The organism is Amycolatopsis mongoliensis (assembly GCF_030285665.1).
GTDB lineage: Bacteria > Actinomycetota > Actinomycetes > Mycobacteriales > Pseudonocardiaceae > Amycolatopsis > Amycolatopsis mongoliensis.
This window is the reverse complement of the sequence record NZ_CP127295.1, coordinates 4,151,455-4,177,300: the sequence shown is the minus strand read 5'-3', so window position 1 is coordinate 4,177,300 and position 25,846 is coordinate 4,151,455. Positions and strand designations below refer to the sequence as shown.

Below are 25,846 nucleotides of genomic sequence, written 5' to 3'. Positions count from 1 at the left end.
CTCAGCGCTCCGGGGCGTCGCCGCCGTTCTGCTCGGCCAGGAACCGCTCGAACTGGGACCCGAGCTCCTCCGCGGTCGGCATGTGCTCGACCGATTCCGCGAGGAGCGAACCCCGCTCCGAAGCCTCGATGAACGTGTCGTACTGCCGCTCCAGCGCGCGGACGACCTCGGCGACCTCGTCGGACTCCGCGACCTGGCGGTTGATCTCGGCGTCGGCCAGGTCCGCCGCGGCCCGCAGCTCGCCCTCGGCCAGGTTCAGGCCGGTCGAGCGGCTCAGCGCTTCGAGCACGATCAGCGACGAGGCCGGGTACGTCGACTGCGCCAGGTAGTGCGGCACGTGCGCGGCGAACCCGACGGCGTCGTGGCCCCACTCGCCGAGCCGGTACTCCAGCAGCGCGGCGAGGCTGCCCGGCACCTGCAGCCGGTTCGGCAGCGGCTGGTGCTCGCCGACCAGGTCCTTGCGGGTCGCGTGCACGGTGACGCCGAGCGGGCGGGTGTGCGGCGCGCCCATCGGGATGCCGTGGAACCCGGCGGTGAGCCGGACGCCCCAGCGTTCGACCAGGTTGCGCACCGCGCGGCAGAACCGCTCCCAGTCGTGGTCGGGCTCCGGGCCGGACAGCAGCAGGAACGGCGTCCCGTCGTCGTCGTGCAGCAGGTGGACGACCAGCTCCGGCGCGTCGTAGTCGTCCCAGTGGTCCACGGCGTAGGTCATCGTCGGCCGGCGCGAGCGGTAGTCGATGAGCCGGTCGACGTCGAAGCGCGCGACCACCCGGTGCTCACGGCCGAGCAGGTGCTCGGCCAGCAGACGGCCCGCCGAGCCCGCGTCCATGAACCCTTCGAAGTGGTGCATCAGCACCGCCCCGGTCAGGTCGGGGACGTCCGAGTCCACCTCGTACAGGTCGTCGGGATCGAGTCCCACCGGATCCTCCTGCTTGCCTACATGTATGTGAATCCCTCAAGCACAACACACCCCGGCGGCGGATCCATTCCTCCGACGGTGTTGCCGATCGTAACGGCACGCGATCGAAGGCGGACCGGATCGGCATCGTGACACATGTCGTGGGCACGCAAGGCGCCGATCGGGCACGCTTGACCTGTGAGCGAACACAGCACGAACACAGCGGCGCTGCGGTTGCGGCCGCCCGCGCACCGCGTCAGCCGCCGGGCCATCGGCTACTGGACGGCGACCGCCGCGATCCTGTGGATCGTCCTCATCGGGGTGCAGGCGGTCATCGTGCTGACCAGCGACGACCCGCCGTCGTTCCTCGACGTCACGCTGATCGTTTCGTGCGTGCTCGCCCCGCTGCACCTGATCGTGATGCCGCAGTGGCGCTACCGCGTGCACCGCTGGGAGGTCACCGACGAGGCCGTCTACACGCAGGCGGGCTGGCTGAAGCAGGAGTGGCGGATCGCGCCGGTTTCGCGGATCCAGACCGTCGACATCGAACGCGACCCCTTCGAGCAGCTGTTCGGGCTGGCGAAGATCACCGTGACGACGGCGTCCGCGGCGGGCCCGCTGCGCATCGCGGGCCTGCGGCACGACCGCGCGCTGGAGCTGGCCGACGAGCTCACGAAGACGACGCAGGCCGTCCGGGGCGACGCGACATGAGCCCCGCCGACGCACTCTCCCCCGTGGAAGCGGCCGAGAGCACCGAAGCCCTCGTGCCCCCGCCCGCCGAGGGCACGCAGGACGCGCCGTGGCACCGCCTCGACCGGCGCATGCTGCTCATCCGGCCGGTGCTGGACCTGGTGCGGTCGCTGCCGGTGCTGCTGGGCGCGCTGCTGTTCGGCCACGGCGAGCCGTGGCAGTGGATCGGCCTCGCCTTCACCGCGATCGCCGTGGCGACCGGCATCTCGCACGTGCTGACCTCGCGCTACCGGATCACCGAGACGCAGGTCGAGTGGCACACCGGGCTGCTGCTGCGCAAGCAGCGGGCCATCCCGCGCGACCGGATCCGCACGGTCGACGTCACCTCCGAACCGAAGCACCGGCTGTTCTCGCTGGCCGCGGCGCGGATCGGTACCGGACGGCACTCGCACGGCAAGGGACCGGGCAAGGACGAGCTCGTCCTCGACGCCGTCACGATCGCGGAAGCGCAGCGGCTGCGGACGCTCCTGCTGCACCGCAAGGCCGTCGAGACGGCCGAGGAGGCCGCCCCGCCGCCGGAGCAGGTCGTCGCCGTGGTCGACAAGAAGTGGCTGCGGTACGCGCCGTTCACGCTCTCGGGCCTCGCGGTGGTCGGCGCCGCCGTCGGCACCGTGTACCACTTCGCGCACGAGCTGCACTTCGACCCGGTCCAGTTCTCGCTGGTCCAGACGGTCGTCGGGCACTTCGCCGACACCCCGACGTGGGTGAGCCTGGTGCTGGCCGCCGTCAGCCTCCTGGTGCTCGTCTCGCTGCTGTCGGTCGGCGGGTACGTGCTGTCGTTCTGGAACTTCCGGCTCACCCGCGAGCCCGCCGGCACGCTGCACATCCGGCGCGGGCTGATCACGACGCGCTCGGTGTCGATCGAGGAGGACCGCCTGCGGGGCGTGGAAATCCGCGAACCGCTGCCGCTGCGGCTGGCCGGCGGCGCGCGCTGCGTCGCCATCGCCGGCGGCCTGCGCGAGGGCAAGGGTGCGGACAAGAGCGGCGGGCTGCTGCTCCCGCCCGCGCCGCTCGCGAAGGCGCACGAGGTCGTCGCGGAGGTGCTCGGGGAGGACCCGGCCGCGACGCCGCTGGTGCGCCACCCGCGCCGGGCGCTGTACCGGCGGCTCTCGCGGGCCGTCGTCGGCGTGCTGCTGCTCGCCGCGGCGCTCTACGGCCTGGCGTGGCTCGGCGCGCTGCCGGACTGGCCGTGGCAGGCCGCGCTCGTGCTCCTGCCGTTCGCCGCGCTGGTCGGCTGGGACCGCTACCGCGGCCTCGGGCACGCCTTCACCGGCCGCTACCTGGTGACGCGCTCGGGGTCGCTGGACCGCGGCACCGCAGCGGTCCGCTGCGACGGGATGACCGGCGTCGTCGTCGAGCGCTCGTACTTCCAGCGCCGGGCCGGGCTGGTCACGGTGATCGCGCCGGTCGCCGCGGGCAAGGGGCACTACCGCGTGCTCGACGTCGGCGAGTCCGACGGGCTCGCGCTCGCCGAAAAGGCGGTTCCCGGCCTGCTGACGCCGTTCCTGGAGCGCGGCTGACCCGCTCAGCGGGGACCTCGGTTGACGCTCCACCCCCGCGGCTCGTAGCGTGAAATCCGCCGTCCGAAACCTCGACCGCAGTTCGCGTTCACGAGAGGACGGCAGGATGTTCCGCAAGCTCCTTGGCGTAGTGGCCGCGGGGATCGTCGTGGGTTCGGCCCTGGCGCCGGCCGCGGCAGCCGCCGAAAACCCCTACGGCGACCCGAATCTGGTGCCGATGTTCGACGGCACCGACCTGAGCGCCTGGACGTCGTCGAAAGCCGGCCTTTGGTCGGCGAAGAACGGCGTCATCCACGGCAATGGCACCGCGCGCGGCTGGTTGTACTACAACAAAATGCAGGTCGGCACGTTTCGGTGGATATTCAATGTCCGCCAGGTCAAGGGCAACCACAAACCGACCGTGCTGATCTGGGGCACCACCGATCCGATCCGCGACGCGCTGAGCGCCATCCAGTTCCAGCCGCCGAACGGCGGTCACTGGGACTACCGGCCCGGCCACGACGACGGCGGCGGCAAACTGTTCACCCAGCTGCCGCACCCGGCGATCGACAGCAAGAAGTGGGCCCAGTGCGAACTGATCGGCGACCTGGCCACCGGCGTGGCCCGGATGGCCTGCTGCCCGCTCACCGGGACCGCCGTGACCTGCAAGGGTGTCGAAGTCCTGCGGTTCACCGACAAGACCGCCGGGCGCGTCGGCCCGCTCGCGCTGCAGGTGCACAACTCCGGGATCCAGGACGAGTACCGCGGGCTCTACGTCGAGTCACCGGTGGTGACGAAACCGGACGAGTTCCTCACGCTCTGACTCGCGGGTTTTCCCGATTGGCGGGCCGTCGGCGGAATGCTGGCCTTCGTTTAACACAACGTGCTAATTTATTCACCCCGTGTGATAGCGAAGGTCGTTTTTGTCTCACCGAGAGGTCATGATGACGCCTGCCGTCAGTGCCGTCGACGGTTCCGCCACCACCGCCCCGCGCCGCACTCCCGGTGCGAGCAGTTCCCGCAAGGTCCTCCAGCTGCTCCTCGCCTTTTCCGAACGCCGCTGGGAGGCCAGCGTCGCCGAGCTCGCCGCGACGATCGGCACCCCGGTCGCGACGACCTACCGCTACGTGGCGCTGCTCAAGGAGCTGCAGCTGCTCGAAGAGGGCCGCGCCGGGCACTACCACCTCACCAGCCAGGTGATGCCGCTCGCGCGCGCCGCACAGCTGGCGAACGACCTCGTGCGGCTGGCGAAGCCGGCCATGGAGGAAGCCGCGCGCGAGCTCGGCGAGACGGTGATGCTCTTCCAGCAGTTCGGCGACGCCGCCGTGTGCGCGGACCGCGTCGAGTGCGACCGCGCCATGCGGTTCACGTTCGAGCCGGGGCATTCCGTGCCGCTCGGCGTCGGCGCGTCGGGGAAGATGCTGCTCGCGCTGCTGCCGGAGATCGAGCGCGACCGGCGGCTGGCACCGATCGTCGAGCAGCGCGGCACGATCGTGCGCGACGAGCTCAAGCACGCGCTGGAGAACCGGTTTTCAGTCAGTTCTGGGGAAATCGACGAAGGCGTCTGGGCGTGTTCGGTGCCGGTGCCCACCTACGGGCGGCGGCCGACCGTGCTGAGCCTGGCCGGCCCGGCCGCGCGGATCACCGACGAGGCCCGGCGCACCGCGATCACCACCCTGCAGGGGTACGCGACCCGCATTCAGCGGACGATTTCGTCTTATTCGCTGTGAAAACCCCCGCCGGGCGCGTACGAATGCGTTCGTGATCCGGCTCGCCCGTCCCGACGACCTGCCCGCGCTGATCGACATCGAACGCGAGGCCGGCAGCCTCTTCCGCGCCCTCGACATGGCCGCGATCGCCGACGACGACCCGGGTTCGGTGGCCGAGCTGGCGGAGTACCAGTCCGCCGGCCGCGCCTGGGTGAGCGTGGACGACGGCGACCGGCCGGTGGCGTACCTCGTCGCCGAGGTCGTCGACGGGCGCGCGCACGTCGAGCAGGTCTCGGTGCGGCCCTCGCACGCGCGACGCGGGCTCGGCAGCGCGCTGATCGAGACGCTCGCCGAGTGGGCGGCTTCTCGCGGGTTGCCGGCGCTGACGCTCACGACGTTCGCGGCCGTGCCGTGGAACGCGCCCTACTACGAGCGGCTGCGGTTCCGGGTCCTGGCGGACGCCGAGATCGGCGACGGGCTGCGGGCGATCCGCCGCGCGGAGGCGGCCCGCGGCCTGGACGCCTGGCCGCGGGTGGCGATGATCCGACCGCTCTGACCTGGTGTTTCGCCTTTTTCTCCCCTGGCCGGGGGATCCACTGGCGCGCCGGGTCGAACATGTGTTCTACTGTGCTCGCCGGCCTCGGAGGGGGAAGCTCCTGGGCCGGCCCACAGACTTCGGAGGTTGTCATGGCGGTCAAGATCACCCACCTCACGAACGGCCAGCAGGTGCGGTTCGCCAACGCCGACGGCGCCCGCCGCTACGCCGAGATCATGGGCGGCGGCGTCGACAAGTGGCGCTTCACGGTCGTGCCCGAGGACCCGATGCTCCGGAAAATGTCGGACTCGGTCGTTAACGTGCCGGTATGGCGCATGACTTCCAGGTAGTGGTGGATACGGCCGACCCGCACGTGCTCGCCGACTGGTGGGCCGAGACGCTCGGCTGGCCCGTGGAACCGACCGACGAGGACTTCATCCGCGAGATGATCGCGAAGGGGTACGCGAAGGAGGAGGAAACCCGGACCTACAACGGGGTACTGGTGTGGAGAACCGGGGCGGCGATCCGCCACCCGGACTCCCCGCCCGACGGTCCACCCCGGCGGATCCTGTTCCAGGAGGTCCCGGAGCCGAAGACGGTGAAGAACCGCCTCCACATCGACGTGTGGGTCGGCGCGGACAACGTCGAGGCGACGCTGGAGAAGCTGACGGCGCGCGGGGCGAAGTTCCTGCACCGGGGGCGGCAGGGGCCGCACAGCTGGGTGACGATGGCGGACCCGGAGGGCAACGAGTTCTGCATTTCGTGAAGGTGCGGGTGCTCGCGGGCGGGCCGGGGCGGTGCCAGTCGCGAGTTCCGGCCCGAATCACGCGAAACCCGACCCCAGTCACGCGAGACCCGCTTCCGGTCACGCGAGACCCGGCCCCGTCACCCGGCCTCGGTCACGCTCTCGCCAGGGCGAACGAACGTCGTGAACGACTCTTTCCTGCCGTCGGAGGACAGGAAAGAGTCGTTCACCGCGTCGGCGCCGGGCCCGTCGGCCGGCGTGGGCCCGCGTAGGTCAGCTCTGCGCCGCCAGGTGGTCCAGAGCCTTCGGCAACGCCGCGGCCAGCAGGTCCAGCTCCGTCTCCCCCGCGATCAGCGGCGGCGACACCGCGACACCGCGCCCGAGGTTCCGCACGATCACGCCCTCGTCCCGGCACGCGCGTTGCAGCTTCACCGGTGCGCCCGGGTCGGCGTCCATGACCTCCGCCGTCAGCTCGACCGCCGCGAGGAAGCCCAGGCCCGCCCGGACTTCCGCGACCAGCGGGTGTCCGCGCACCGCCGACACCGCGTCGGCCAAGGGCTTCTCCAGCTCGCGGCCGCGGGGGATCAGGCCGTCTCGCTCGTAGATGTCCAGCGTCGCCAGGCCCGCCGCGCAGGCCACCGGGTGACCCGCGTACGTCGCGCCGTGGCGGAAGATCGGTGCGCCCGGCGCGCCCGTGAAGAACGGCTCCGCCACGCGCGGGGCCACCACCAGTGCACCCAGCGGGATCGTGCCGCCGGTGATGCCCTTCGCCGTCGTGATCATGTCCGGTTGCACCGCCCAGCGGTCGATGCCGAACCACGTCCCGAGCCGGCCCCACGCCGCGATCACGCAGTCCGCGACGAACAGCACGTCGTGCCGCCGGCAGATCGCGGCCACCTCCTCGAGGTAGCCCTCCGGCGGGAGCAGCACGCCGCCCGCGCCGATCACCGGCTCACAGAAGAAGGCCGCCACTCGCGAAGCGCCCACTCGCTCGATCTCGGCTTCCAGCGCCGGGGCGCTGTCGAACGGGACGTGCGAGAACTCCGGCGGCTGCGGTCCGACGCCGGCCGCGTTGGCCGGGATGCCGCCGACGGCCGTGCCGAAGCCGTGCGTGCCGTGGTAGCCCTGCGCGCGGCCGATGACGTGCACCTTCTCCGGCCGCCCGGTCTGCGCGAAGTACGCCCGCGCGAGCTTCACGGCGGTGTCGATGACGTCCCCGCCACCCGAGCCGAAGAAGACCTTCGACCCCGGCGTCGGCGCCAGCCCGGCGACGCGGTCGGCCAGCTCGATCGCCGGCTCGTTCGCGTTGTAGCCGAACAGGTTGTACGAGTCGAGCGTCCGGAGCTGCTTGGTGACGGCCTCGGTGATCTCGGGGCGCCCGTGGCCGAAGTTCGCGTACCAGAGCGACGCGGTGGCGTCGAAGTACCGGCGGCCGGCGTCGTCCCAGACGTAGGAGCCCTCACCGCGGGTGATGACCATCCGGTCGCCGTCGACCGCGCCCATGTCGGCGAACGGGTGCCAAAGGGCGTGCTGTGCTGACATCGGTCCTCCTCAGTCCTCCCCCATCCCTACCAGGGCGCAGCCGGGAGCGCGAACACTCCATCGTGCACACTTCGCGCGGCCGGACTGGCCGGTCAGTCCAGGAACTCCGCGATCTCCTCCGCCGAGTACCCCAGCTCCGCCAGCACCTCCGACGTGTGCTGCCCCAACGTCGGCGGCGCGGAAGTCGGCCGCGCCGGCGTGTCCGACGCCTTCACCGGGAAGCCCGTCCCCAGGTACGTCCCCACCGTCGGGTGCGGGAGCCGGACCACCTGGTCGCGGGCGGTGGTCCACGGGTCCGCGTACACGTCGTCGATCTCGTTGATCGGGGCCGCCGGGATGCCCGCCGCGTCGAAGGACTTCATCCAGTCCGCCGCCGTGCGCGTCAGCAGCACCGGCTCCAAAAGCGCGTTCAGCGCATCCCGGTGGGCGGCCCGAAGAGCGTTCGAAGAGAACCGCGCGTCCGCCGCGATGTCCAGATCGAGCACCCCGCAGAACGCGTGCCACAGCTTTTCGCTGCCCACGGCGATGATCAGCCAGCCGTCCGACACGTGGTACGCCTGGTACGGGACGATGCTCGGGTGCGCCGAGCCCATCCGGCGCGGCCTCGGCGTGTCGTAGAAGTACGCGCCCGCGGCGTACACGTGCCAGGCCAGCTGACTGTCCAAAAGGGACACGTCGAGGTACTGGCCGCGGCCGGTCGTGTGCCGGGCCTGCAGCGCCATCAGCACGGCGATGATGGCCCACGTCCCCGCGTTCAGGTCCGCCACCGGCAGCCCGACCTTCGCCGGCGCGCCGTCGGGTTCGCCGGTCAGCGACATCACGCCGCCGAGGGCCTGCGCCACCAGGTCGTAACCCGCGCGGTCGCGGTACGGCCCCGTCTGCCCGAACCCGGTGATCGACACGTGGATCAGCCGCGGGTTCAGATCCGACAAAACCGCATACCCGAGCCCCCACTTCTCCAGCGTTCCCGGGCGGAAGTTCTCGACGAGCACGTCCGCGTCGGCCACCAGACGTCGGAGGGCTTCCCGGCCGCGGTCACTCTTGAGATCGAGCACGATCCCGCGCTTGTTCCGGTTCGCGGCGAGGTAATACACGGCTTCACCGCTCTCGCCGACGAACGGCGGCCCCCAGCCGCGAGTGTCGTCGCCGTGGCCCGGCGGCTCGACCTTCACCACGTCCGCGCCCATCTCACCGAGGTACTGCGTGCAGTACGGCCCGGCGAGGATGCGGGACAGGTCGACGACCTTGATCCCGTCCAGCGGGCGGAATCCGGCGCGGTCAGCAGGCATCGAAGTCACGGCCCTTTCTCTCCCACGGCCCGGATTTCCGCAAGGTGTTCCTCCTAACGGCCGTATACATCTGACCTCTCGGCGGTGTTTGTTGTTGAGTGAGTTTGTGCAGAGTTGCGCACTCCTGGAGGGATCAGGCGCCTTCTTCTCGGGCTCGCGGCCGCCGTCGTGGCCGCCGCGATCGGCTCGTCCACTCCGGCCCAAGCGGCCGAACCACGCCCGGCACAGCACCTGGGCGAACGCCCGCCGATGGGCTGGAACAGCTGGAACAAGTTCCACTGCGACATCAACGAAGAGCTCATCGCGAGACGGCCGACGCGATGGTCAGCTCGGGCCTGAAGGCCGCCGGCTACCAGTACGTCAACATCGACGGCTGCTGGGCCGAACAGAACCGCACCGCCGACGGCAAGCTCGAAGCCAGCCACACGCGCTTCCCCAGCGGCATCAAGGCGCTGGCCGGCTACGTCCACGACCGCGGGCTCAAGCTCGGCATCTACACCAGCGCCGGCACGCTGACCTGCCAGAAGGTCCTCGGCGACGGCAGGGAGCTCGCCGGGACCGGCGTCATGACACCCGGCTTGCCCGCCCGGCAGCTCGCCGCGGACCTGAGCGGGGTGCGGGTGCTCGACCTGGTCGTCACCGACTGCGGCGACGGCACCGACTCCGACCACGCCGACTGGGCGGACGCCACGATCACCTGCTGAGCGGGATTCACACGCCGCCCCCGGCCGTTCGCCGGGGGCGGCCCGTCGGCGGTTCAGGCGCCCTCCAGGAGGACGACCGCCTGCGGGGTCCGCCGGTAAAGGACGTAACGGCCGTCCCTGACCTTGCTGACGAGACCCGCCCGGTGCAGGGCGGTGAGGTGGTAGGAGACGGTGCCCGCGGCATACCCGGTGCGGGTGGCGAGCTCGGCCGTCGACCGCGCGGTTTCGAGGTCCGTCAGCAGCGCCGCCCGGGCGGCCCCGACCACCGGCGCGAGCCGGCCCGGCTCGTGCGCTCCGCCCGTACCGATCCCGTGCGCGGGGTAGCAGAGCACGACTTGGCCGGGGACGTCGACCTGGATGCTGGTGCCGGGCCAGCTGAGCACGCCGGGCGCGAGGACCAGCTCCCGGCCGGTGACGTCGACCTCGCCGTCGAACGGCATGGCGAGGGTGATCGCGTCGCCCGCCCAGCCGATGGACGGGTGCAGGCTCCCCAGCACGGCGCCGACGCCGTGGCCGGCGATCGCCCGCGCGCGGTGGGTGATGTCCCGCTCGACGACCGGCTGCAGGCCGGCCCAGTCCTCGGCCAGGGCCTCGCGCCAGAACCGGGCGAGCCCGTTGGCCAGGCGCCGTGGCATCGACCCCGACTCCGCGACCCGGCGGGCCCGGACCGGCAGCGGCCGGCCCCAGTGGGCCTGCGTGTGGGAAAGCACCTGCTCCTCGAGGTCGTCCTGCGGGGTCGCCTCGATCCGCGCGATCTGCTCGTCGAGCAGGTCGTGGTGCCGGGCGGCCGTGCCCGGCTGCGGGGTGAGCAGGTCGGGGGTGTAGACCTCGCCGGTGCGCGGCAGCAGCTCCAGGAGCAGGGCGACGTCCGGGTGGGTGAGGGACGCCCGGGCGAGCGGGCCGGGATCCCCGAACACCGGGTGACGCGCCGGGCCGGCGGCGAGCTTCAGCCAGGCCAGGGACTCGGCCGCGAGGGACGGCGAAAACCGGGTCCTGGCCACTGTCTCCGCGTCGACGCGCAGCGTGAACACCCGACCGACGGTAACAGCAACCCCGGTGGATTCGAACCGGCTCGAATCCTTTCCGGCCGGCGGCGTCCGCGGGGTTGACTGGGGCCGTGCTCCCACGACGCGCGACAACTTTGGCCGCCGTGGCCGCCGTGGCCGCCGTGCTCCTCTCCTCGGTGCCGCCCGCCGCGGCCGAACCCGTGCCCGGGTACGCCGTGGTCGCCGTAGTCCGCACCATCGCCTGGCGCAGCTGGTCGGCCGGTCCCGACGGGAAATACCGGGCCGTCACCTACCGCAGGCCGTACGCGTTCGAGGTCCCCTACGTCGCGGGGCCGCTGAGCGCCAGCAGCCGGGCTTCGGCGTCGCGGAGGTAGCGGTCCAACGCGGCCTCCGCGACGCCGAACCGGCCGCGCCGCAGGTCGCGCAGGATCTGCTCGTGGCAGTCGAGGAACGGCTCGTAGAACTCGCGCGTGTTCTCGTTGAGGGCGAAGAACAACCGCGTCTCGGCGAGCACCTGGCGCATCGTCGCGGAGATGCGCTCGCTGCCGGCCAGGTCGGCCAGCGCCTGGTGGAAGTGGATGCTGGCGGTCCCGACCGCCGGCCAGTCCTCGGCCGCGGCGGCCGTGCGACCGTCGCGCAGGGCCTGTTCGACCGGCGTCAAGTCCACAGTGGACAGCTCGGCCGCCCGCCGCAGGGCACCGCATTCGGTGGCGCGGCGCACGACGTAGAGGTCCTCGATGTCCTCCGTGGTCAGTACGCGCACGAACACGCCACGGTTCAGCTCGTGCACGGCCAGCCGCTCGTGGGCCAGCAGCTGGAACGACTCGCGCAGCGTGTTGCGCGAGACGCCGAGCGCCGAGCTGATCACCGGCTCGGACAGCCGTTCACCGGGGGCGAAGACGCCGTCGGTGATGTACTGGCGCAGGATCGCGGCGACCCGCTCGGCGGTGCCGCTGCGTTCGAGCTGGTGCCGCTCGCTCTCCAGCCCCGAGGCATCGACGGTCACGGCGCTACCTGACGCCGAGCTCGAAATCGAGGCTGTAGCGGTTGCCCGGCATCGCGCCCGCGGCCTTCGCGCCGTCGATCGGCAGCACGACGCCGTTGATGAAGCGCGACTCGTCGCTCGCCAGGAACACCACGGCCTTCGCGACTTCCCAGGCCTCGCCGACGCGCGCCGCGGGCGTGCTCGCGACGAGCTGGTGCTGCTTGGTCTCGAACTCCTCGGGCGAGTTGAGCGTGCTGCGCAGCATGTCGGTGTCGATCGCCCCGGGGTTCACCGTGTTGGCGCGGATGCCCTGGTGCGCGTGAGCGACGGCGATCGACTTCGTCAGCCCGACCAGCGCGTGCTTGGTGGCGTTGTACACCGGGTCGCCGGGACGGCCCATGACACCGCCGTTCGACGACGTCGTGATGATGCTGCCGGCCTTCCGCTCGATCATGTGCGGCAGCACGGCGCGGGTGCCGAGGAAGGCCGCCCGCACGTTGAGCGCGAAGATGTTGTCGAACTCGGCCGGCGTCGTGTCCGCGAGGGGCTTGCCGAGGTGGATGCCGACGTTGTTGAACAGCACGTCGACGCGGCCGGCTTCGGCGAGCACGCCGTCGACGAACGCCGCGACGGCGTCCTCGTCGGTCGCGTCCACTATGGAGTGCCGGTAACCGTCGAGCTGTTCCGCGGGCTCGCGGATGTCGGAGGCGAACACCGTCGCGCCCTCGGCGAGGAACTCCTTCACCGTGGCGAGGCCGATGCCCCGCGCACCGCCGAAGACGACCGCCACCTTGCCGGCCAACCGACCCATGATCACTGCCCCGCTCTCAGTCGTGCTGTCTGCTCTTCGTCCACCGCGTAGTCCCCGGGCAGCCGCACGAGCGCGGCCGGGTCGCCGAGGTACCGCACCTCGACGCCGTACACCTCGCGCGCCGCCGCCACCGAGACGTACCCCTCGACGACGTCGGCGAGCACCGCCGCCACCGGCCGTTCGAACGGCGGGCCGTAGCCACCGCCACCGGGCAGCGTGACGTCCACAACGGACTCGCGCGTCAGCGTCACCCGGCTCTTCGCGGGCAGGTCGTCGCCCTCGTGCAGGCCGAAGCGGCCGGCCGCGCCGGCACCGGCGCCGTCCACACCGGACGCCGCGGCGCGCACGCGGTCGACGTTCCCGTTGACGCTCCAGGAGTCCTGGCCGCGCGCCGCCATCGTCGTCACCTGGCCGAGGCCACCGCGCCACCGCCCGGCCCCACCGGAGTCCGCGCGCAGCTCCCGCGAACGCTGGACCAGCGGCGCCATGGTCTCGATGACCTCGGTCGGCGTCGAGCGCAGGCCGCTGGGGAATCCCGTCGTGGTCAGCCCGTCCTTGTCCACGCGCGCGCCCGTGCCGCCGGTCTGGAAGACGTTGAGCATGAACCCCGAGCCGCGCCAGATGGTCATCCACAGCGCGTCCGCACTCGGCGCGATCGCGGCACCGGGCAGGGCGCCGATCAGCAGCGACGGCAGGAAGTGCCCGATCAGGTGCCGGGACGCGACCGGGGCGGGCGGCAGGCAGTTCAGCACCGAGCCCTCCGGCGCGGTGACGTGCACCGGCCGGAACGACCCGGCGTTGTGCGGCACCTCCGGTGAGATCGCCGCCTTGACCGCGAACGACGCGTACGCCCGCGTGTAGTTCAGCACGACGTTGATGCCGCGACGGCTCTGCGGCGACGAACCCGCGAAGTCGAGGTGGATCTCGTCACCGTCCACAGTGGCTTTCACGCGCAGGACGACTTCTTCGTCGTCGAAGCCGTCGGTGCCGATCTCGTTGGTGTAGACGCCGTCCGGCAGCTCCCGCAGTGCGTCGCGCAGGGCCTTCTCGGAACGGTTCATGATCTCGGCGGCGACGTCGTCGAGGCTGTCGAGGCCGAACTCGCCCAGCAGCCGAAGCAGGCTGGCCGCGCCGACCTCGTTGCCGGTGACCTGCGCGTACAGGTCGCCGATGGTCTCCTCAGGCGTCCGCACGTTGGCCCGGATCAGCCGCTCCAGATCGGCGTTTACCTCGCCCGCGCGCAGGAACTTCAGGATCGGCAGCCGCAAGCCCTCTTCGAAGACCTCGTGGGCCTCCGCGGACACGAGCCGGCCACCGATGTCGGGCGCGTGGCAGCAGGACGCGAACCACGCCACCAGCTTGCCGCGCCGGAACACCGGCGTCGCGACGGTGATGTCGTTGATCTGCCCGGCGGTCTGCCACGGGTCGTTGGTGAGCAGCACGTCCCCGGGTTCGAGGCTTTCCGGCGGGTAGGCGGCGACGAAGTGGTGCATGCCGGTGGCCATCGCGTTGATGTGGCCCGGCGTGCCGCCGACGGACTGGCCGATCATCTCGCCACGCGAGTCGAACGCCGCGCAGGCCAGGTCGAGCGACTCGCGGACCACCGCGGAGAAGGCCGTGTTGACCAGCGCGTTCTGCTGCTCGGCGAGGATCGAGTGCAGCCGGTTGCCGAACAGCCCGACGAGGATGGGGTCGACGCTCACACCGTCACCTCCAGTGCCGCGTCACCTCGGACGACGCAGTGGGCACCGGGTGGGACGACCACAGTGGACTCGCGTTCTTCCACGATGGCCGGACCGTCGATCCGCGAGCCGGGTTCGAGCCGGTACCGGTCGAACACCGCCGTGTCGACAAATCCCCCAGTCGACGGAAAGTAAGCCTTGCGGGTGCCCTTGCGCACGTCACCTGCGCTCACCTGCGCGTTCAGCCGCAGCGTGACGTCCGGCGCGGGGCCGCTCGAGACGACCCGCCAGTTCAGCACCTCGACGCCGACCTCGGGCCCGGTGCGCCGGTACAGCGCGCGGTAGGTGGCGGTGAACTCGCCGATCAGGGTCTCCGGCCAGCTGCCGCCGTGGACCGGGACGCGGATCTCGTAGCCCTGCCCGGCGTAGCGCATCTCGGCGACGCGGCGGTGCGTCACCTCGTCCACTCCGGACTTCGCGAGCAGCGCCGCGCCCTCGGCCTCCATCTCGGCGAACAGCGCGTCGACCTGGTCCCACGCCAGGTCGTGCACGGCGGCGCGGGCCGACCGGACGAAGTCGAACGCCAGCGGCGCGGTGAGGAACCCGGCCGCGCTGAGCACGCCGGCGGCCGGTGGCGCGACGACCGACGGTGCGCCGAGCGCCCGCGCGACTCCGACGCCGTGCACCGGGCCCGCCCCGCCGAACGTGTACATCGGCAGCTTCGCCGGATCCTGGCCGCGCTCGACGGCGTGCACGCGGGCGGCGTTCGCCATGTCTTCGTTGACGCTCGTGTGGATACCCCACGCGGCCTCTTCGACGCTGACACCGAGCGGGCCGGCGATGCGGCTGATCGCTTCACGCGCCGACGCGGCGTCGAGCGCCATGCCGCCGCCGAGGAAGTACGCCGGGTCGAGGTAGCCGAGCACCAGGTCGGCGTCGGTGACCGTGGGCTCGGTGCCACCGCGGCCGTAGCAGGCCGGGCCGGGTTCGGACCCGGCCGAATCGGGCCCGACGGTCAGCAGGCCGAGCGCGTCGATCCGGGCGATCGACCCGCCGCCGACGCCGATCTCGATCATGTCGGTGACCGGCACCTGCACCGGCAGCCCGGACCCGGGCAGCAGCCGGTACTTGCGGTCCACCTCGAACTGGTGGGTGACGAGCGGTGCGCCGCCGGCGATCAGGCACAGCTTCGCCGTGGTGCCGCCCATGTCGAAGGCCAGCAGGTCCGCCGGGCCGATCGACGCGGCGGCCAGCGCTCCGCCCGCCGGGCCGGACTCGAGGATCCGGATCGGGTACCGGGCCGCGGTGTCCACAGTGGCCAGTCCGCCGTTGGACAGCATGATGTGCGGCGCGCCGGTGATCCCGAGCCGCCGCAGCCGCTGTTCGAGGTCGCGCAGGTAGCGCTCGGTCAGGTCCTGGACGTAGACGTTCGCGACCGTGGTCGACGCCCGCTCGAACTCGCGGATCTCGGGGACGACGTCCGAAGACAGCGCGACCCTGAGCGACGGTGCCACCTCCGCCAGGATCTCGGCCACCCGCCGCTCGTGCACGGGGTTCGTGAACGCGTGCAGGAAGCAGACGGCGACCGCTTCGATGCCGCGTGAGGCCAATTCCCTGCCGAGCCGCGCGACGTACTCCTCGTCGAGTCCGATGTGGACAGAACCGTCGGCCAGGATCCGCTCCGGGACGTCGAACCGCAGGTGGCGCGGGACCAGCGGCGCGGGCAGCTCGAGGTGCAGGTCGTACAGCTCGTACCGGTGCTCGCGGCGCATCTCCAGGACGTCCCGGAACCCGGCGGTGGCGAGCAGTGCCGTCCGCGAGCCCTTGCGCTCGATCAGCGCGTTCGTCACCAGCGTCGTCCCGTGCACGACCTGGTCGACCTCGGAAGCGGCGATCCCGGACTCCGCGAGCAGCGCGGCCAGGCCCTCCTCGACCGCGCGGGCCGGCTCGTCGTGCGTGGTCAGCACCTTGCCGACGGCCGCGATCCCCGTGTCGTCCACCGCGCAGAGGTCGGTGAACGTGCCACCGATGTCGACGCCGATCCTCATGGGCGATACCACCGCGGCGAAGTGTTCAGCGGCGGCTTCAGCTTGGCCTTCACGACCAGCACGTTCGGCTCGTCCGATTCGACGAACTCGCCGAGCAGCCGCCGGAACGCCCGCCCGAACCCGGAAACGCGGTCGGCGTGCACGCCGAAGGACCGCGCGAGGCCGACGAAGTCCGGGCTGTCCCAGTCGACCCCGCGGCGCGGGAGACCTTCGCGCTCCTGGTCGTACCGCAGCATTCCGTAGCCGCCGTCGTCGACCAGGACGACGGTGACCGGCAGCTGCTCCTGCGCGAGCGTCGCCAGATCGCCGCAGGCGTAGAGGAACCCGCCGTCGCCGGTGATGCAGATGGCGCGGCCGACGCCCGCCGCGGCGGCACCGAGCGACGCCGGGAAGCCGTAGCCGAGGGTGCCCCAGCCCATCGGGTAGGCGAGCTTGCGCGGCGCCCGCACCCGGTGGAAGCCGCCGACCCAGTAACCGGCGACGCACATGTCGGACACCAGCACCGCGTCCGTCGGCAGCACCTCGTCCAAAGTGGACAGGAAGTCGTAGGCCTGCGGCTCTTCGTCGCGGATGCGCTGGCGCACCCGGCGGCCGATGCCGGCCAGCCGCAGCGTGATGTCGTCCAGGCCCGGCCGTTCCTTCGGCAGCAACCGCTCGACGATCGCGCGGGCGTCGCCGACCAGCGTCAGGTCCGGCGGGTAGTTCTTGGCGGCGTCGTCGGCGTCGACGTTGATCGCGACCAGCTTGCGCGGCTTCGGCATCCGCCAGTTCTGCGTCATCAGGCCGTCGAAGTCGGTGCCGATGGCGAGCACGACGTCGGCCTCGTCCCACAGCTCGCCGACCTCCGGCGTGTGCACCGGGTTCGGCGCGAGGCACGGGTGGTCGAGCGGGAGCAGGCCGCGGGCGCCGAACGTGGTGATGACCGGCGCGGCGATCTTCTCGGCCAGCGCGCCGATGGCGTCGCCCGCCCCGGACCGCAGCGCACCACCGCCGGCCCAGATCAGCGGGTGCTCCGCGTCCGACAGCATCGCCTCGGCCCGCGCGAGGTCCGGGACGTCGCCGTCGGGTTTGCGGTGCGGCGCGGGCGGGCGCCGGTGCGGCACGGTCTCGCGCAGGTAGTCGGTGGGCACGCCGAGGTAGACCGGGCCGCTCTGCGGCTGCAGCGCGAGCCGGGCCGCGCGGTGCACGGTGGTCCCGATCTGGTCCGCGGCCCGCACCGTGAAGCCGCCCTTGGTCACCGGCGCGAACATCGCCTGCTGGTCGGACGTCTCGTGCAGCACGCCGCGGACGACGCCGGGGCGCCGCAGCGTCGAGGGGATGTCGGTGGCGATGACCAGCACCGGAGCCGCGGACGCCATCGCTTCGCCGACCGCGCCGAGGGTGTTCGCCGCACCCGGCCCGGTGGTCACCAGTGCCACCCCGAGCTTGCCGGTGGCGCGCGCGTAGCCGTCGGCCGCGTAGCCCGCGGTCTGCTCGTGACGGACCCCGACGAGCTTGATGCGGGTCTCGGCGAGCGCTTCCCACAACGGCAGGTTGTGCACCCCCGGAAGACCGAAAACGATCTCCGTCCCCAACCCTTCGAGCGCGTCCACCAGCTCCCGAGCACCACTCACAGCCACAGCCCGGATACTGCCAGATCGTTGAACGATCTGGCAATCAACCCCTAGACGATGTTGTGCTCGACCGGTGCGGTATCGACGGTTTCGAACCGGCGGACGTCGAGCTCCGCGATGTCCACGGCCGTCGGCCGGCCCAGGTAGAGGTCCCGGACCAGCTCGCCGGTCGCCGGCCCCATCTGGAACCCGTGCCCGGAAAAACCGGTCGCGTAGAAGAACCGCGACAGCAGGACGCTTTCCCCGACGATCTGGTTGCGGTCGGGCGTCACTTCGTACAGCCCGGCCCAGGCCGTGCGGATCCCGGCGTCGAGCACGGCCGGGATCCGGCGGCCCGCCAGCTCGGCCAGCCGCGGCAGCCACTCGCCCGCTTCGTAGTGCGTGCCGAAGCCGGGGAAGCCATCGTCCTCGGAGAAAGACATGGCCAGGCCCGGGCCTTCGCGGTGGAAGTAGAACGCCGACGGCAGCTCGATGGTCAGCGGCACCGCGGCCGGCAGCCCGGGCACCGGCCCGGTGAACACGACCTGGCGCCGGAACGGGCGCACCGGCAGATCGAGCCCGGCCAGCTCGCCGATCCGGCCCGACCACGCGCCCGCCGCGCACACGACCGCGCCGGTCCGGACGAACCCCGCCGTCGTGTTAACACCGGTTAACACGGCACCGTCGCGCTCGATGCCGACGACCTCGACGCCGGTCCGCAGCTTCGCGCCGCACGCGCGGGCCGCCTTCGCGTAGCCCTGCACGACGGCGTCCGGCGTCGCCTTCGCGTCGCCCGGAGACCAGAGCGCGGCGAGGACCCCGTCCGTCTCGAGCAGCGGAAGGACACCCTTCGCCTCCGCCGGATCCAGCAGGTGGCTGCGGACGCCGTACTCGCGCTGCAGCTCCGAGGTATGTCCGATTGCAGACACGTCCGCCGGGTCGGTGAGCAGGTAGAGGTAGCCGTCGCGGCGGAAGTCGATCTCGACTCCGAAGTCGCGGGAGAAAGCGCTGTATGCGGCGAGCCCGCGCAAGCCCAGCTCGACGTTCACGCGGCTGGTGAACGACGACCGGACGCCCCCCGCGGCCTTCGCCGTCGAACCCTCACCGAGCCCGTCGCGCTCCAGCAGCAGGACGTCGACGCCGGCTTCCGCCAAGCGGAACGCGCAGCTCACACCGATCACACCGCCACCGATCACGACGCACTCGGCCATCGGTGGCAAGGACGTTTCCCCGGCGCCGCGGACGGTCATACTCGCCAATGTAGAACGTGATCCACCGTCGGCCGCCGAGCGCGTAGAGTCGGCGTGCCGAGTGCGGAAGGTGATGTCCCATGGCGATGATGCCCGTGACCGACTCGATGTTCCTCCTGGTCGAAACGCGCGAGCATCCGATGCACGTGGGCGGTCTGCAGCTGTTCAAGAAACCCGACGGCGCCGGGCCGGACTACCTGCGCGACATCCGCCGTTCGCTGCTGGAGTCGGACAACCTGCGCCCGGTGTTCCGGCGGCGGCCGGCGCGGCCGGTCAACACGCTCGGGCACGTGGCCTGGAAGGCCGAGACCGACCTCGAACTCGACTACCACTTCCGGCATTCGGCACTGCCGCAGCCGGGCCGCGTCCGCGAGCTGCTGGAACTGACCTCACGCTGGCACAGCACCCTGCTCGACCGGCACCGGCCGCTGTGGGAGACGCACCTCGTCGAGGGGCTGGCCGACGGCCGGTTCGCCGTCTACACCAAGGTCCACCACGCGATGATGGACGGCGTATCGGCGCTGCGGCAACTGCAGGGCACGCTGTCGGACGACCCCGCGGACATGGAGTGCCCGCCGTGGTGGGGCAGCCGGCGCAAGCCCGGCGAAGGCCGCGTCAAGGGTTCCCGGTCGCTCCTGCAGACCGCGAGCAAGACCGTCAACCAGCTCGCCGGGCTGGCCCCCGCCGCGATGAAGGTGGCGCGGGAGGCGTTCGGCGAGCACACGGTGACCCTGCCGGGGCAGGCGCCCCGGACGATGTTCAACGTGCCGATCGGCGGCGCGCGGCGGTTCGCGGCGCAGTCGTGGTCGCTCGATCGCGTGCGCCAGGTCGCTACCGCCGCCGGGGTGTCGCGCAACGACGTCGTGCTCGCGATGTGCTCGGGCGCGCTGCGGGACTACCTCATCGAGCAGCGCGCGCTCCCGGACGCGCCGCTGGTCGCGATGGTGCCGGTGTCGCTGCGGCGCCAGAACGACCCGGGCGAGGCGGCGGGCAACAACATCGGCGCGCTGCTGTGCAACCTGGCGACCGACCTGCCGGACGCGGGCAAGCGGCTCGTCACGATCCACCAGTCGATGCGCAACGGCAAGCGGCTGTTCTCGGAGCTGACGCCGTTGCAGACGCTGTTGTTATCGGCCGTTAACGTCGCACAGCTGGGCATCTCGCCGATCCCGGGCGTCGTGAACAACACGCGGCCGCCGTTCAACCTGGTGATCTCGAACGTCCCCGGGCCGCGCAAGCAGATGTACTGGAACGGCGCCCAGCTCGACGGCATCTACCCGGCGTCGGTGCTGCTCGACGGCCAGGCCGTGAACATCACGCTGACCAGCAACGGCGACAACCTCGACTTCGGCGTCACCGGCTGCCGCCGCAGCGTGCCGCACCTGCAACGGATCCTCACGCACCTCGACACCGCCTTGGTGGAGCTGGAAGCCGCGGTCAAGTAGCCCCGCTGATCGGCACCCCACTGCGCCATCGGAAGGAAACTTTCCGAACTGCTCTGGCCAGCCCGCTCGTCCCGCTCCTACGGTGGCGACGACCAGTCCCGGGAGAGGAGCAGGAAATGACCGAATCCGTTGAGGTGTGGACGACCCCCGACTTCGTCGAGTACGAAACTCCCATGGAGGTGACCGCCTACGCGGCTCGCATGGCGGACTGACCGGTGCCCGTCGAGCCGCTCGCGGAAAGCGCATTCATCGCGGCCCTGCGCGGTCTTTCGGACCGGTACTGGGGCACGCACCCGTTCCACCTGCGGCTGCACGCGGGCGAGCTCGACGAGCGCGGGCTGCGGATCTGGGCGGCCAACCGCTGGTACTACCAGCGCGTGCTGCCGCAGAAGGACGCCGCGATCATCAGCAACTGCCCGCTGCCGGAGATCCGGCGCCAGTGGCTCGACCGGCTCGTCTACCACGACGGCCCGCACGCGGGCACCGGCGGCATCGAGCGGTGGCTGCGGCTGTGCACGGCCGTCGGCCTGGAGCGCGACGAGGTGCTCGACGAGCGGCACGTCGCTCCCGGCGTCCGGTTCGCCGTCGACGCCTACGTGACCTTCGCGCGGACGAAGCCGTGGTGGGAGGCCGTCGCTTCGGGACTCACCGAGATGTTCGCCGGGCACCTGATGCAGCAGCGCGTCGCGGACATGCTCGCCCACTACCCGTGGATCGCGCGCGAGGACCTCGACTACTTCACCAACCGCATCGACAAGGTCTCCGGCGAGGGCAAGGACACGCTCGACATCGTGGTCCGCCACTGCGCCACGCGCGAACAGCAGGATCGCGCGATCGCCGCGCTGTCGTTCAAGTGCGACGTCCTGTGGTCGATGCTCGACGCGATCGAGCGGGCGGCGAGGTGATCACCGTGGGATCGGTGCCCCAGCTGCGTCGCGGCGTGCGGCTGTCCTTCGACCACGTCCGGGAGACGCACGTCCTGCTGTTCCCCGAAGGCGTGCTGGTGCCGAACACCACCGCGGCCGCGGTGCTCGAACTCTGCGACGGCTCCCGGACCGTCACCGACATCACCGAGGTCTTGGGAAAGCGCTTCACCGGCGTCCGGGAGCAGGACGTCCTCGACGTGCTGGCGCGGCTGGGCGAACGGCGGGTCGTCGCATGGACGTGAGCGCGCCGCTCGGCCTGCTGGCCGAGCTGACCCACCGCTGCCCGCTGCACTGTCCTTATTGCTCGAACCCGGTCGAGCTCGTGGCGCGCGCCGCCGAACTGTCCACGGAGGACTGGCTTTCGGTGCTCTCACAGGCGCGCGAACTGGGCGTGCTGCAGGTGCACCTGTCCGGCGGTGAGCCGCTGGCCCGGCCGGACCTGCCTTCGCTCGTGGCGCACGCGAGTTCGCTCGGCTGCTACGTCAACCTCGTCACCTCCGGGCTCGGCCTGACCGCGGCGCGGCTCGACGACCTCGTCGAGCGCGGGCTGGCGCACGTCCAGCTGTCGGCGCAGGGCGCGACGCGGGAGCGCGCCGATCTGCTGGCCGGCGCGCGAGCGTTCGACCACAAGCTCGCCGCGGCCGCTCTCGTGAAGTCGAGCGGGCTGCCGCTGTCGCTCAACGTGGTGCTGCACCGGCGCAACCACGACCAGCTGGCCGGCATCATCGAGCTGGCCGAGCGGATGGGCGCGGACCGCCTGGAGCTGGCGAACACCCAGTACTACGGCTGGGCGCTGCGCAACCGCGAGGCGCTGATGCCGACTCGCGCGCAGCTCGCGGCCGCGGAGCCGCTGGTGCGTGCGGCGGTCCAGCGGCTGCGCGGCACCATGGAGATCGTCTACGTGGTCGCCGACTACTACGAGCCGTATCCCAAGCCGTGCATGTACGGCTGGGGTGCGCGGCAGCTGACCGTGGCGCCGGACGGAACCGTGCTGCCGTGCCCGGCGGCGTCGGCGATTTCGACGCTTTCGCTGTCCAACGTCCGCGACACGCCGCTCGCCGAGATCTGGTACGGCTCCGAGTCGTTCACCGCCTACCGCGGCGAAGACTGGATGAGCGAGCCGTGCCGCACGTGCGACCGCCGCGGGCTCGACTTCGGCGGCTGCCGCTGCCAGGCGTTCCTGCTCACCGGCGACGCCGCGGCGACCGACCCGGTGTGCTCGCGGTCGCCGCGGCGTGAGGTCGTGGATCTCATCCTGGCGCGACCACCGGAGTCGGACTTGGTCATGCGCCGGTGAAGGTGATCGTGCTCGGCACCGCGGCGGGCGGCGGGTGTCCACAGTGGAACTGTGCCTGCCGCCTGTGCGCGGCCGGGCTGCCACCGCGCACCCAGGACTGCGTCGCGATCAGCGCGGACGGCGTCGGCTGGTACCTGCTGAACTGCTCGCCGGACATCCGTGCCCAGATCCTTTCGACCCCCGCGCTGCGGGCGGGGCCGGGGCCGCGGGAAACTCCGCTGCGCGGCGTGCTGCTCACCGACGCCGAGCTGGATCACTCGCTGGGCCTGCTCATGCTGCGCGAGGCCGGCGGGCTCCCGGTGTTCGCGCCGGACGCGGTGCTGAGCGCGCTGTCCCCGTTCCGCGCGATCATCGACGGCTACGGCGGCTGGACGTCACTGGCGGATCTTCCCGGGCTGCGGGTCGATGTGCTTCCGGTGAGCGACAAGAAACCGAAGTACGTCTCGTCCGCCGGCGATGGTCCGTGGGTGGTCGCCTACCGGATCTCGGACCTTGCGACCGGCGGCGCGCTGGTGTACGCGCCATGCCTGAAAAGCTGGCCGGACGGGTTCGACGCGTTCGTCGAGGATGCTTCCCTGGTCCTGCTGGACGGCACGTTCCACGCTCCCGGCGAGATGACCGGCGTCGGCGGCCCGGACCAGATCGCGATGGGGCACCTGCCGATCACCGCGAGCCTGGCCCGGATCGCCGGGCGGCCCGGGCGCTGGGCGTTCACGCACCTGAACAACACGAACCCGGTGCTGGACCCGGCGTCGGCCGAGCACGCCGCCGTGGTGTCCGCCGGCGCGCTGCTCCCGGCGGACGGCACGGAGTTCTCCGTGTGATCAAACGACTCCGGTCCGCACACTGTCACGATTGCGTCGCGGAAGTAAACTTTGCGGGCGTTCAAGCGACCCTCCTTATGAGTACTTCGCTTCGAAGTACATGGGGAGAGAACGCCTGTGAGCACTGAAATCGTCGAAAGCACAGAGGCCGCACTCGCACTGCAGCCCGGGTCCGGCGCGCCGACAGCGGTCCGGCGGTACTGGCACCCGGTGGACAAGGACTGGCTGTCGGTGCCGGCGCACGGCAACCAGCCGACCGCCGCGCAGCTGCAGTCCTACGGGTACCAGACGCCGACCGGACCGCAGTTCTACGTCAGCCTGGTCGGCAACAGCGACATGGTCGAGGTCTACCGCTGGTGGCACCCGGTGGACAAGGACTGGATCGACATGCCCGTCGGGATGGCCTCGGACGCGCAGATGGCCAACTGGGGTTATCAGAGCAAGACGTTCCAGTACTACGCGTTCCCGACGCAGCGCGCGGGGACCGTGGCGGTGCGCCGCTGGTGGCACCCCACCGACAAGGACTGGCTCACCGTGCGGGACGGCGAGTTCACCGACGCGCAGCTGCAGTCGTTCGGCTATCAGAACAAGACCCTCCTGTTCTACGCGTTCGCCCAGCAGTCCCCGTCGACGGACCTCGGCTACTTCGCTCTGGGCACGCCGCAGAAGTCGGTGCTCAGCCCGGTGTCGTGGAGCGGCGCCGGCGACCACCCGCACACGTTCAGCGTGCTGGAAGTCAACCCGACGCAGTCGCCGTCGATCAACCAGGGCTTCCGCTACATCGGCTACTACGGCCACCACAACTGCTCGGGACTGGGCATCGCGCGGACGAACGACCTGAACGCGACCGCGTGGACGCAGGAGCCCACGCCGCTGTTCACCGGCACCGGTGAGCGCTGGGGGAACGCGCTGCTGAACCCCGACAACACGATCGGGCTGGTGCACAACGTGTACTGGTGCGGCGGCAACCCCGACGGCGGCGAGTACTACATCGTCGGGCGCAAGAGCACGGACGGGATCAACGGCACCCAGTTCACGTCGTTCGTGCCGCTGGTCAAGGAAATGACCGTGATCAACGGCAACCCGACCCTGTTCCGCGACCCGGCCACGCAGACCGTCTACCTGTACTGGTTCCGGGAGGCCAACGGCCGCAAGGAGATCCGCGTCAAGAGTGCCCCCACTTTCGACGACCTGCTGGATACCGACCCGGGGGATCTCGGCACGCTCATCGCGTACTCCCACGACGTCGTGGCCTCGCCCCAGGTGATGAAGGTGGGTTCCCTGTACTACCTGGCGGTGGAAACGCTGGAGCAGACCAACGTCTGGAAGACGCGGGTGCTCACCGCGTCGTCCCCGACGGCGCAGTTCTTCGAAATCCCCGCCGGGCCGCTCTACGGCAACGGGTCGGCGTGCGTCTTCCAGCACGTCTTCGGCAACACCCTGCACACGTACTTCGGCAACGAAGGCACCCCGGGCGTGGGCAACTGGACGCTCGACCACGTGAGCGCGCCCCTGTCGTGACGCCGGCGGCTCCGGAGGGCTAAGCAACGCCTTCCGGAGCCACCCCGGCAACCTGGACGGCGTCGGCGATCGGCGGTGTCCTCGTCGAACGCACCCCACACGCCAGGCCGGGAGGTGCCGAAGGCGATCTTCGGCATCTCCCGGCCACCAAGACCCCCAAATAACTCTTTGACGGTCATGGCAGACTGACGCCATGCCCCACGACAACCTGCGCGTACTGGCGCACCCGCTCCGCATGCGGCTCCTGTCGCTCCTGACGGGAACGGCGATGAGCGCGGCCGAGGCGGCGCGCGAGCTGGGCGACACGCAGGCGAACATCAGCTACCACCTCCGCCGCCTGCACGAGGCGGGCCTGCTGGACGTGGCGGAGGAAGTCACGATCCGCGGCGGCCGCGCGAAGCGCTATCGCCACGACCCGGACTCGGGCCGCCGCTTGACGACCCGCAACCCGGCGGAAGAACAGTTGCTGACGAAGGCGATCGCGGGCGAACTGCTGCGGCGGGCCTCGCAGCGCGCCCCGGGCCGTCGAGCGTCGTTGACGGACGCGGAGCTGTGGGTCGACCCGGCCGTGTGGGCGCGGGTGCTGGAGCAGGCGTCGAAGCTGAGCCAGGAACTCCACGCGGCGGCCCAGCCGCCACGCTCGCCGGGGACGGTCCGCGTGAGCGCGAGTGTGGCGTTGTTCGAGCTGACAGAGGCCGGCGCGGAGGAAGCACGGTGACCGCGCGACCGGGGGACGGTTTGCCGCGCGGGGTCGCTTGTGGGCTTGCCTTGCTGCGCGAAGTCGGCT

The 25,846-nt window shown here is 71.3% G+C and carries 27 protein-coding genes and 1 pseudogene; 18 read left to right on the top strand and 10 right to left on the bottom strand.

Annotated features, from left to right (window positions below; genetic code table 11):
* Position 1: 1 nt before the first annotated feature.
* On the bottom strand, positions 2-919 hold the full coding sequence (locus QRX60_RS20350; RefSeq protein WP_286002339.1) for a proteasome assembly chaperone family protein: 918 nt from the start codon (positions 917-919) through the stop codon (positions 2-4).
* Between the two features lie 177 nt (positions 920-1,096).
* Here QRX60_RS20350 and QRX60_RS20345 point away from each other — a divergent pair, with 177 nt between their 5' ends.
* From QRX60_RS20345 to QRX60_RS20315, 7 genes are all read left to right on the top strand, one after another.
* Positions 1,097-1,609, top strand: coding sequence for a PH domain-containing protein (locus QRX60_RS20345; RefSeq protein ID WP_286002338.1), 513 nt, complete (start codon positions 1,097-1,099; stop codon positions 1,607-1,609).
* A complete protein-coding gene (locus QRX60_RS20340) occupies positions 1,606-3,168 on the top strand; it encodes a PH domain-containing protein (protein WP_286002337.1) in 1,563 nt (520 codons plus the stop codon). Before QRX60_RS20345 ends, QRX60_RS20340 begins: the two co-directional genes overlap by 4 nt.
* A 106-nt stretch (positions 3,169-3,274) precedes the next feature.
* Positions 3,275-3,970: a family 16 glycoside hydrolase gene (locus QRX60_RS20335; RefSeq protein ID WP_286002336.1), complete on the top strand. Its 696-nt coding sequence runs from the start codon at positions 3,275-3,277 to the stop codon at positions 3,968-3,970.
* Between the two features lie 121 nt (positions 3,971-4,091).
* Positions 4,092-4,877, top strand: coding sequence for an IclR family transcriptional regulator (locus tag QRX60_RS20330; protein ID WP_332845863.1), 786 nt, complete (start codon positions 4,092-4,094; stop codon positions 4,875-4,877).
* 31 nt (positions 4,878-4,908) lie between these two features.
* The gene (locus tag QRX60_RS20325; protein WP_286002334.1) at positions 4,909-5,412 is read left to right on the top strand and encodes a GNAT family N-acetyltransferase; all 504 of its coding nucleotides are present in this window, start codon (positions 4,909-4,911) and stop codon (positions 5,410-5,412) included.
* A gap of 131 nt (positions 5,413-5,543) precedes the next feature.
* Positions 5,544-5,741, top strand: coding sequence for a hypothetical protein (locus QRX60_RS20320; RefSeq protein WP_004561810.1), 198 nt, complete (start codon positions 5,544-5,546; stop codon positions 5,739-5,741).
* Positions 5,720-6,157 carry a VOC family protein gene (locus QRX60_RS20315; protein WP_286002333.1) on the top strand — a complete coding sequence of 146 codons (438 nt, stop codon included), beginning with the start codon at positions 5,720-5,722 and terminating at the stop codon, positions 6,155-6,157. Before QRX60_RS20320 ends, QRX60_RS20315 begins: the two co-directional genes overlap by 22 nt.
* A 252-nt stretch (positions 6,158-6,409) precedes the next feature.
* Here the strand turns inward: QRX60_RS20315 and QRX60_RS20310 are convergent, their stop codons facing one another.
* The gene (locus QRX60_RS20310) at positions 6,410-7,678 is read right to left on the bottom strand and encodes an aminotransferase family protein (RefSeq protein WP_286002332.1); all 1,269 of its coding nucleotides are present in this window, start codon (positions 7,676-7,678) and stop codon (positions 6,410-6,412) included.
* 92 nt (positions 7,679-7,770) lie between these two features.
* Complete coding sequence (locus QRX60_RS20305; protein WP_286002331.1) at positions 7,771-8,967, bottom strand: CaiB/BaiF CoA transferase family protein; 1,197 nt, start codon at positions 8,965-8,967, stop codon at positions 7,771-7,773.
* Positions 8,968-9,135: 168 nt separating this feature from the next.
* Between QRX60_RS20305 and QRX60_RS20300 the strand changes: the two are divergent.
* Both QRX60_RS20300 and QRX60_RS20295 read left to right on the top strand, forming a co-directional pair.
* Positions 9,136-9,500, top strand: a pseudogene (locus QRX60_RS20300) (glycoside hydrolase family 27 protein); the annotation flags it as partial.
* A gap of 33 nt (positions 9,501-9,533) precedes the next feature.
* Positions 9,534-9,671: an NPCBM/NEW2 domain-containing protein gene (locus tag QRX60_RS20295; RefSeq protein WP_408630273.1), complete on the top strand. Its 138-nt coding sequence runs from the start codon at positions 9,534-9,536 to the stop codon at positions 9,669-9,671.
* A 53-nt stretch (positions 9,672-9,724) separates the two neighbouring features.
* Here the strand turns inward: QRX60_RS20295 and QRX60_RS20290 are convergent, their stop codons facing one another.
* The gene (locus QRX60_RS20290) at positions 9,725-10,702 is read right to left on the bottom strand and encodes an ArsR/SmtB family transcription factor (RefSeq protein ID WP_286002330.1); all 978 of its coding nucleotides are present in this window, start codon (positions 10,700-10,702) and stop codon (positions 9,725-9,727) included.
* Between the two features lie 86 nt (positions 10,703-10,788).
* Between QRX60_RS20290 and QRX60_RS20285 the strand changes: the two genes are divergently transcribed.
* Positions 10,789-11,052, top strand: coding sequence for a hypothetical protein (locus QRX60_RS20285; RefSeq protein WP_286002329.1), 264 nt, complete (start codon positions 10,789-10,791; stop codon positions 11,050-11,052).
* Here QRX60_RS20285 and QRX60_RS20280 read toward each other — a convergent pair.
* The 6 genes from QRX60_RS20280 to QRX60_RS20255 all read right to left on the bottom strand — a co-directional run bounded on the left by QRX60_RS20280 (position 10,998) and on the right by QRX60_RS20255 (position 19,046).
* Positions 10,998-11,684 carry a GntR family transcriptional regulator gene (locus tag QRX60_RS20280; RefSeq protein WP_286002328.1) on the bottom strand — a complete coding sequence of 229 codons (687 nt, stop codon included), beginning with the start codon at positions 11,682-11,684 and terminating at the stop codon, positions 10,998-11,000. The genes QRX60_RS20285 and QRX60_RS20280 overlap by 55 nt on opposite strands.
* Before the next feature lie 4 nt (positions 11,685-11,688).
* Entirely contained in the window at positions 11,689-12,474 is a 786-nt protein-coding gene (locus QRX60_RS20275; protein ID WP_286002327.1) for an SDR family NAD(P)-dependent oxidoreductase, read from the bottom strand.
* A 2-nt stretch (positions 12,475-12,476) separates the two neighbouring features.
* Positions 12,477-14,177, bottom strand: coding sequence for a hydantoinase B/oxoprolinase family protein (locus tag QRX60_RS20270; RefSeq protein WP_286002326.1), 1,701 nt, complete (start codon positions 14,175-14,177; stop codon positions 12,477-12,479).
* Positions 14,174-16,204 carry a hydantoinase/oxoprolinase family protein gene (locus QRX60_RS20265; RefSeq protein ID WP_286002325.1) on the bottom strand — a complete coding sequence of 677 codons (2,031 nt, stop codon included), beginning with the start codon at positions 16,202-16,204 and terminating at the stop codon, positions 14,174-14,176. The genes QRX60_RS20270 and QRX60_RS20265 overlap by 4 nt, the downstream gene beginning before the upstream one ends.
* Entirely contained in the window at positions 16,201-17,796 is a 1,596-nt protein-coding gene (locus QRX60_RS20260; RefSeq protein WP_456298896.1) for a thiamine pyrophosphate-binding protein, read from the bottom strand. Before QRX60_RS20260 ends, QRX60_RS20265 begins: the two co-directional genes overlap by 4 nt.
* 71 nt (positions 17,797-17,867) lie before the next feature.
* Positions 17,868-19,046, bottom strand: coding sequence for an NAD(P)/FAD-dependent oxidoreductase (locus tag QRX60_RS20255; RefSeq protein WP_286002323.1), 1,179 nt, complete (start codon positions 19,044-19,046; stop codon positions 17,868-17,870).
* Between the two features lie 80 nt (positions 19,047-19,126).
* Between QRX60_RS20255 and QRX60_RS20250 the strand changes: the two genes are divergently transcribed.
* The 8 genes from QRX60_RS20250 to QRX60_RS20215 all read left to right on the top strand — a co-directional run bounded on the left by QRX60_RS20250 (position 19,127) and on the right by QRX60_RS20215 (position 25,777).
* The gene (locus tag QRX60_RS20250) at positions 19,127-20,491 is read left to right on the top strand and encodes a WS/DGAT/MGAT family O-acyltransferase (protein WP_286002322.1); all 1,365 of its coding nucleotides are present in this window, start codon (positions 19,127-19,129) and stop codon (positions 20,489-20,491) included.
* A gap of 116 nt (positions 20,492-20,607) precedes the next feature.
* On the top strand, positions 20,608-20,703 hold the full coding sequence (gene pqqA, locus QRX60_RS20245) for a pyrroloquinoline quinone precursor peptide PqqA (RefSeq protein ID WP_086670354.1): 96 nt from the start codon (positions 20,608-20,610) through the stop codon (positions 20,701-20,703).
* 3 nt (positions 20,704-20,706) lie between these two features.
* Positions 20,707-21,396, top strand: coding sequence for a pyrroloquinoline-quinone synthase PqqC (pqqC, locus tag QRX60_RS20240; protein ID WP_286002321.1), 690 nt, complete (start codon positions 20,707-20,709; stop codon positions 21,394-21,396).
* Positions 21,393-21,659 (top strand): pyrroloquinoline quinone biosynthesis peptide chaperone PqqD, encoded by a 267-nt coding sequence (pqqD, locus tag QRX60_RS20235; protein WP_286002320.1) that lies wholly within the window; start codon positions 21,393-21,395, stop codon positions 21,657-21,659. The genes pqqC and pqqD overlap by 4 nt, the downstream gene beginning before the upstream one ends.
* Positions 21,650-22,714 (top strand): pyrroloquinoline quinone biosynthesis protein PqqE, encoded by a 1,065-nt coding sequence (pqqE, locus tag QRX60_RS20230; protein WP_286002319.1) that lies wholly within the window; start codon positions 21,650-21,652, stop codon positions 22,712-22,714. Before pqqD ends, pqqE begins: the two co-directional genes overlap by 10 nt.
* Complete coding sequence (gene pqqB / locus QRX60_RS20225) at positions 22,711-23,538, top strand: pyrroloquinoline quinone biosynthesis protein PqqB (RefSeq protein ID WP_286002318.1); 828 nt, start codon at positions 22,711-22,713, stop codon at positions 23,536-23,538. Before pqqE ends, pqqB begins: the two co-directional genes overlap by 4 nt.
* A gap of 117 nt (positions 23,539-23,655) precedes the next feature.
* Complete coding sequence (locus tag QRX60_RS20220) at positions 23,656-25,059, top strand: hypothetical protein (protein WP_286002317.1); 1,404 nt, start codon at positions 23,656-23,658, stop codon at positions 25,057-25,059.
* 193 nt (positions 25,060-25,252) lie between these two features.
* Positions 25,253-25,777 (top strand): winged helix-turn-helix domain-containing protein, encoded by a 525-nt coding sequence (locus tag QRX60_RS20215; RefSeq protein ID WP_286002316.1) that lies wholly within the window; start codon positions 25,253-25,255, stop codon positions 25,775-25,777.
* Positions 25,778-25,846: the final 69 nt, after the last annotated feature.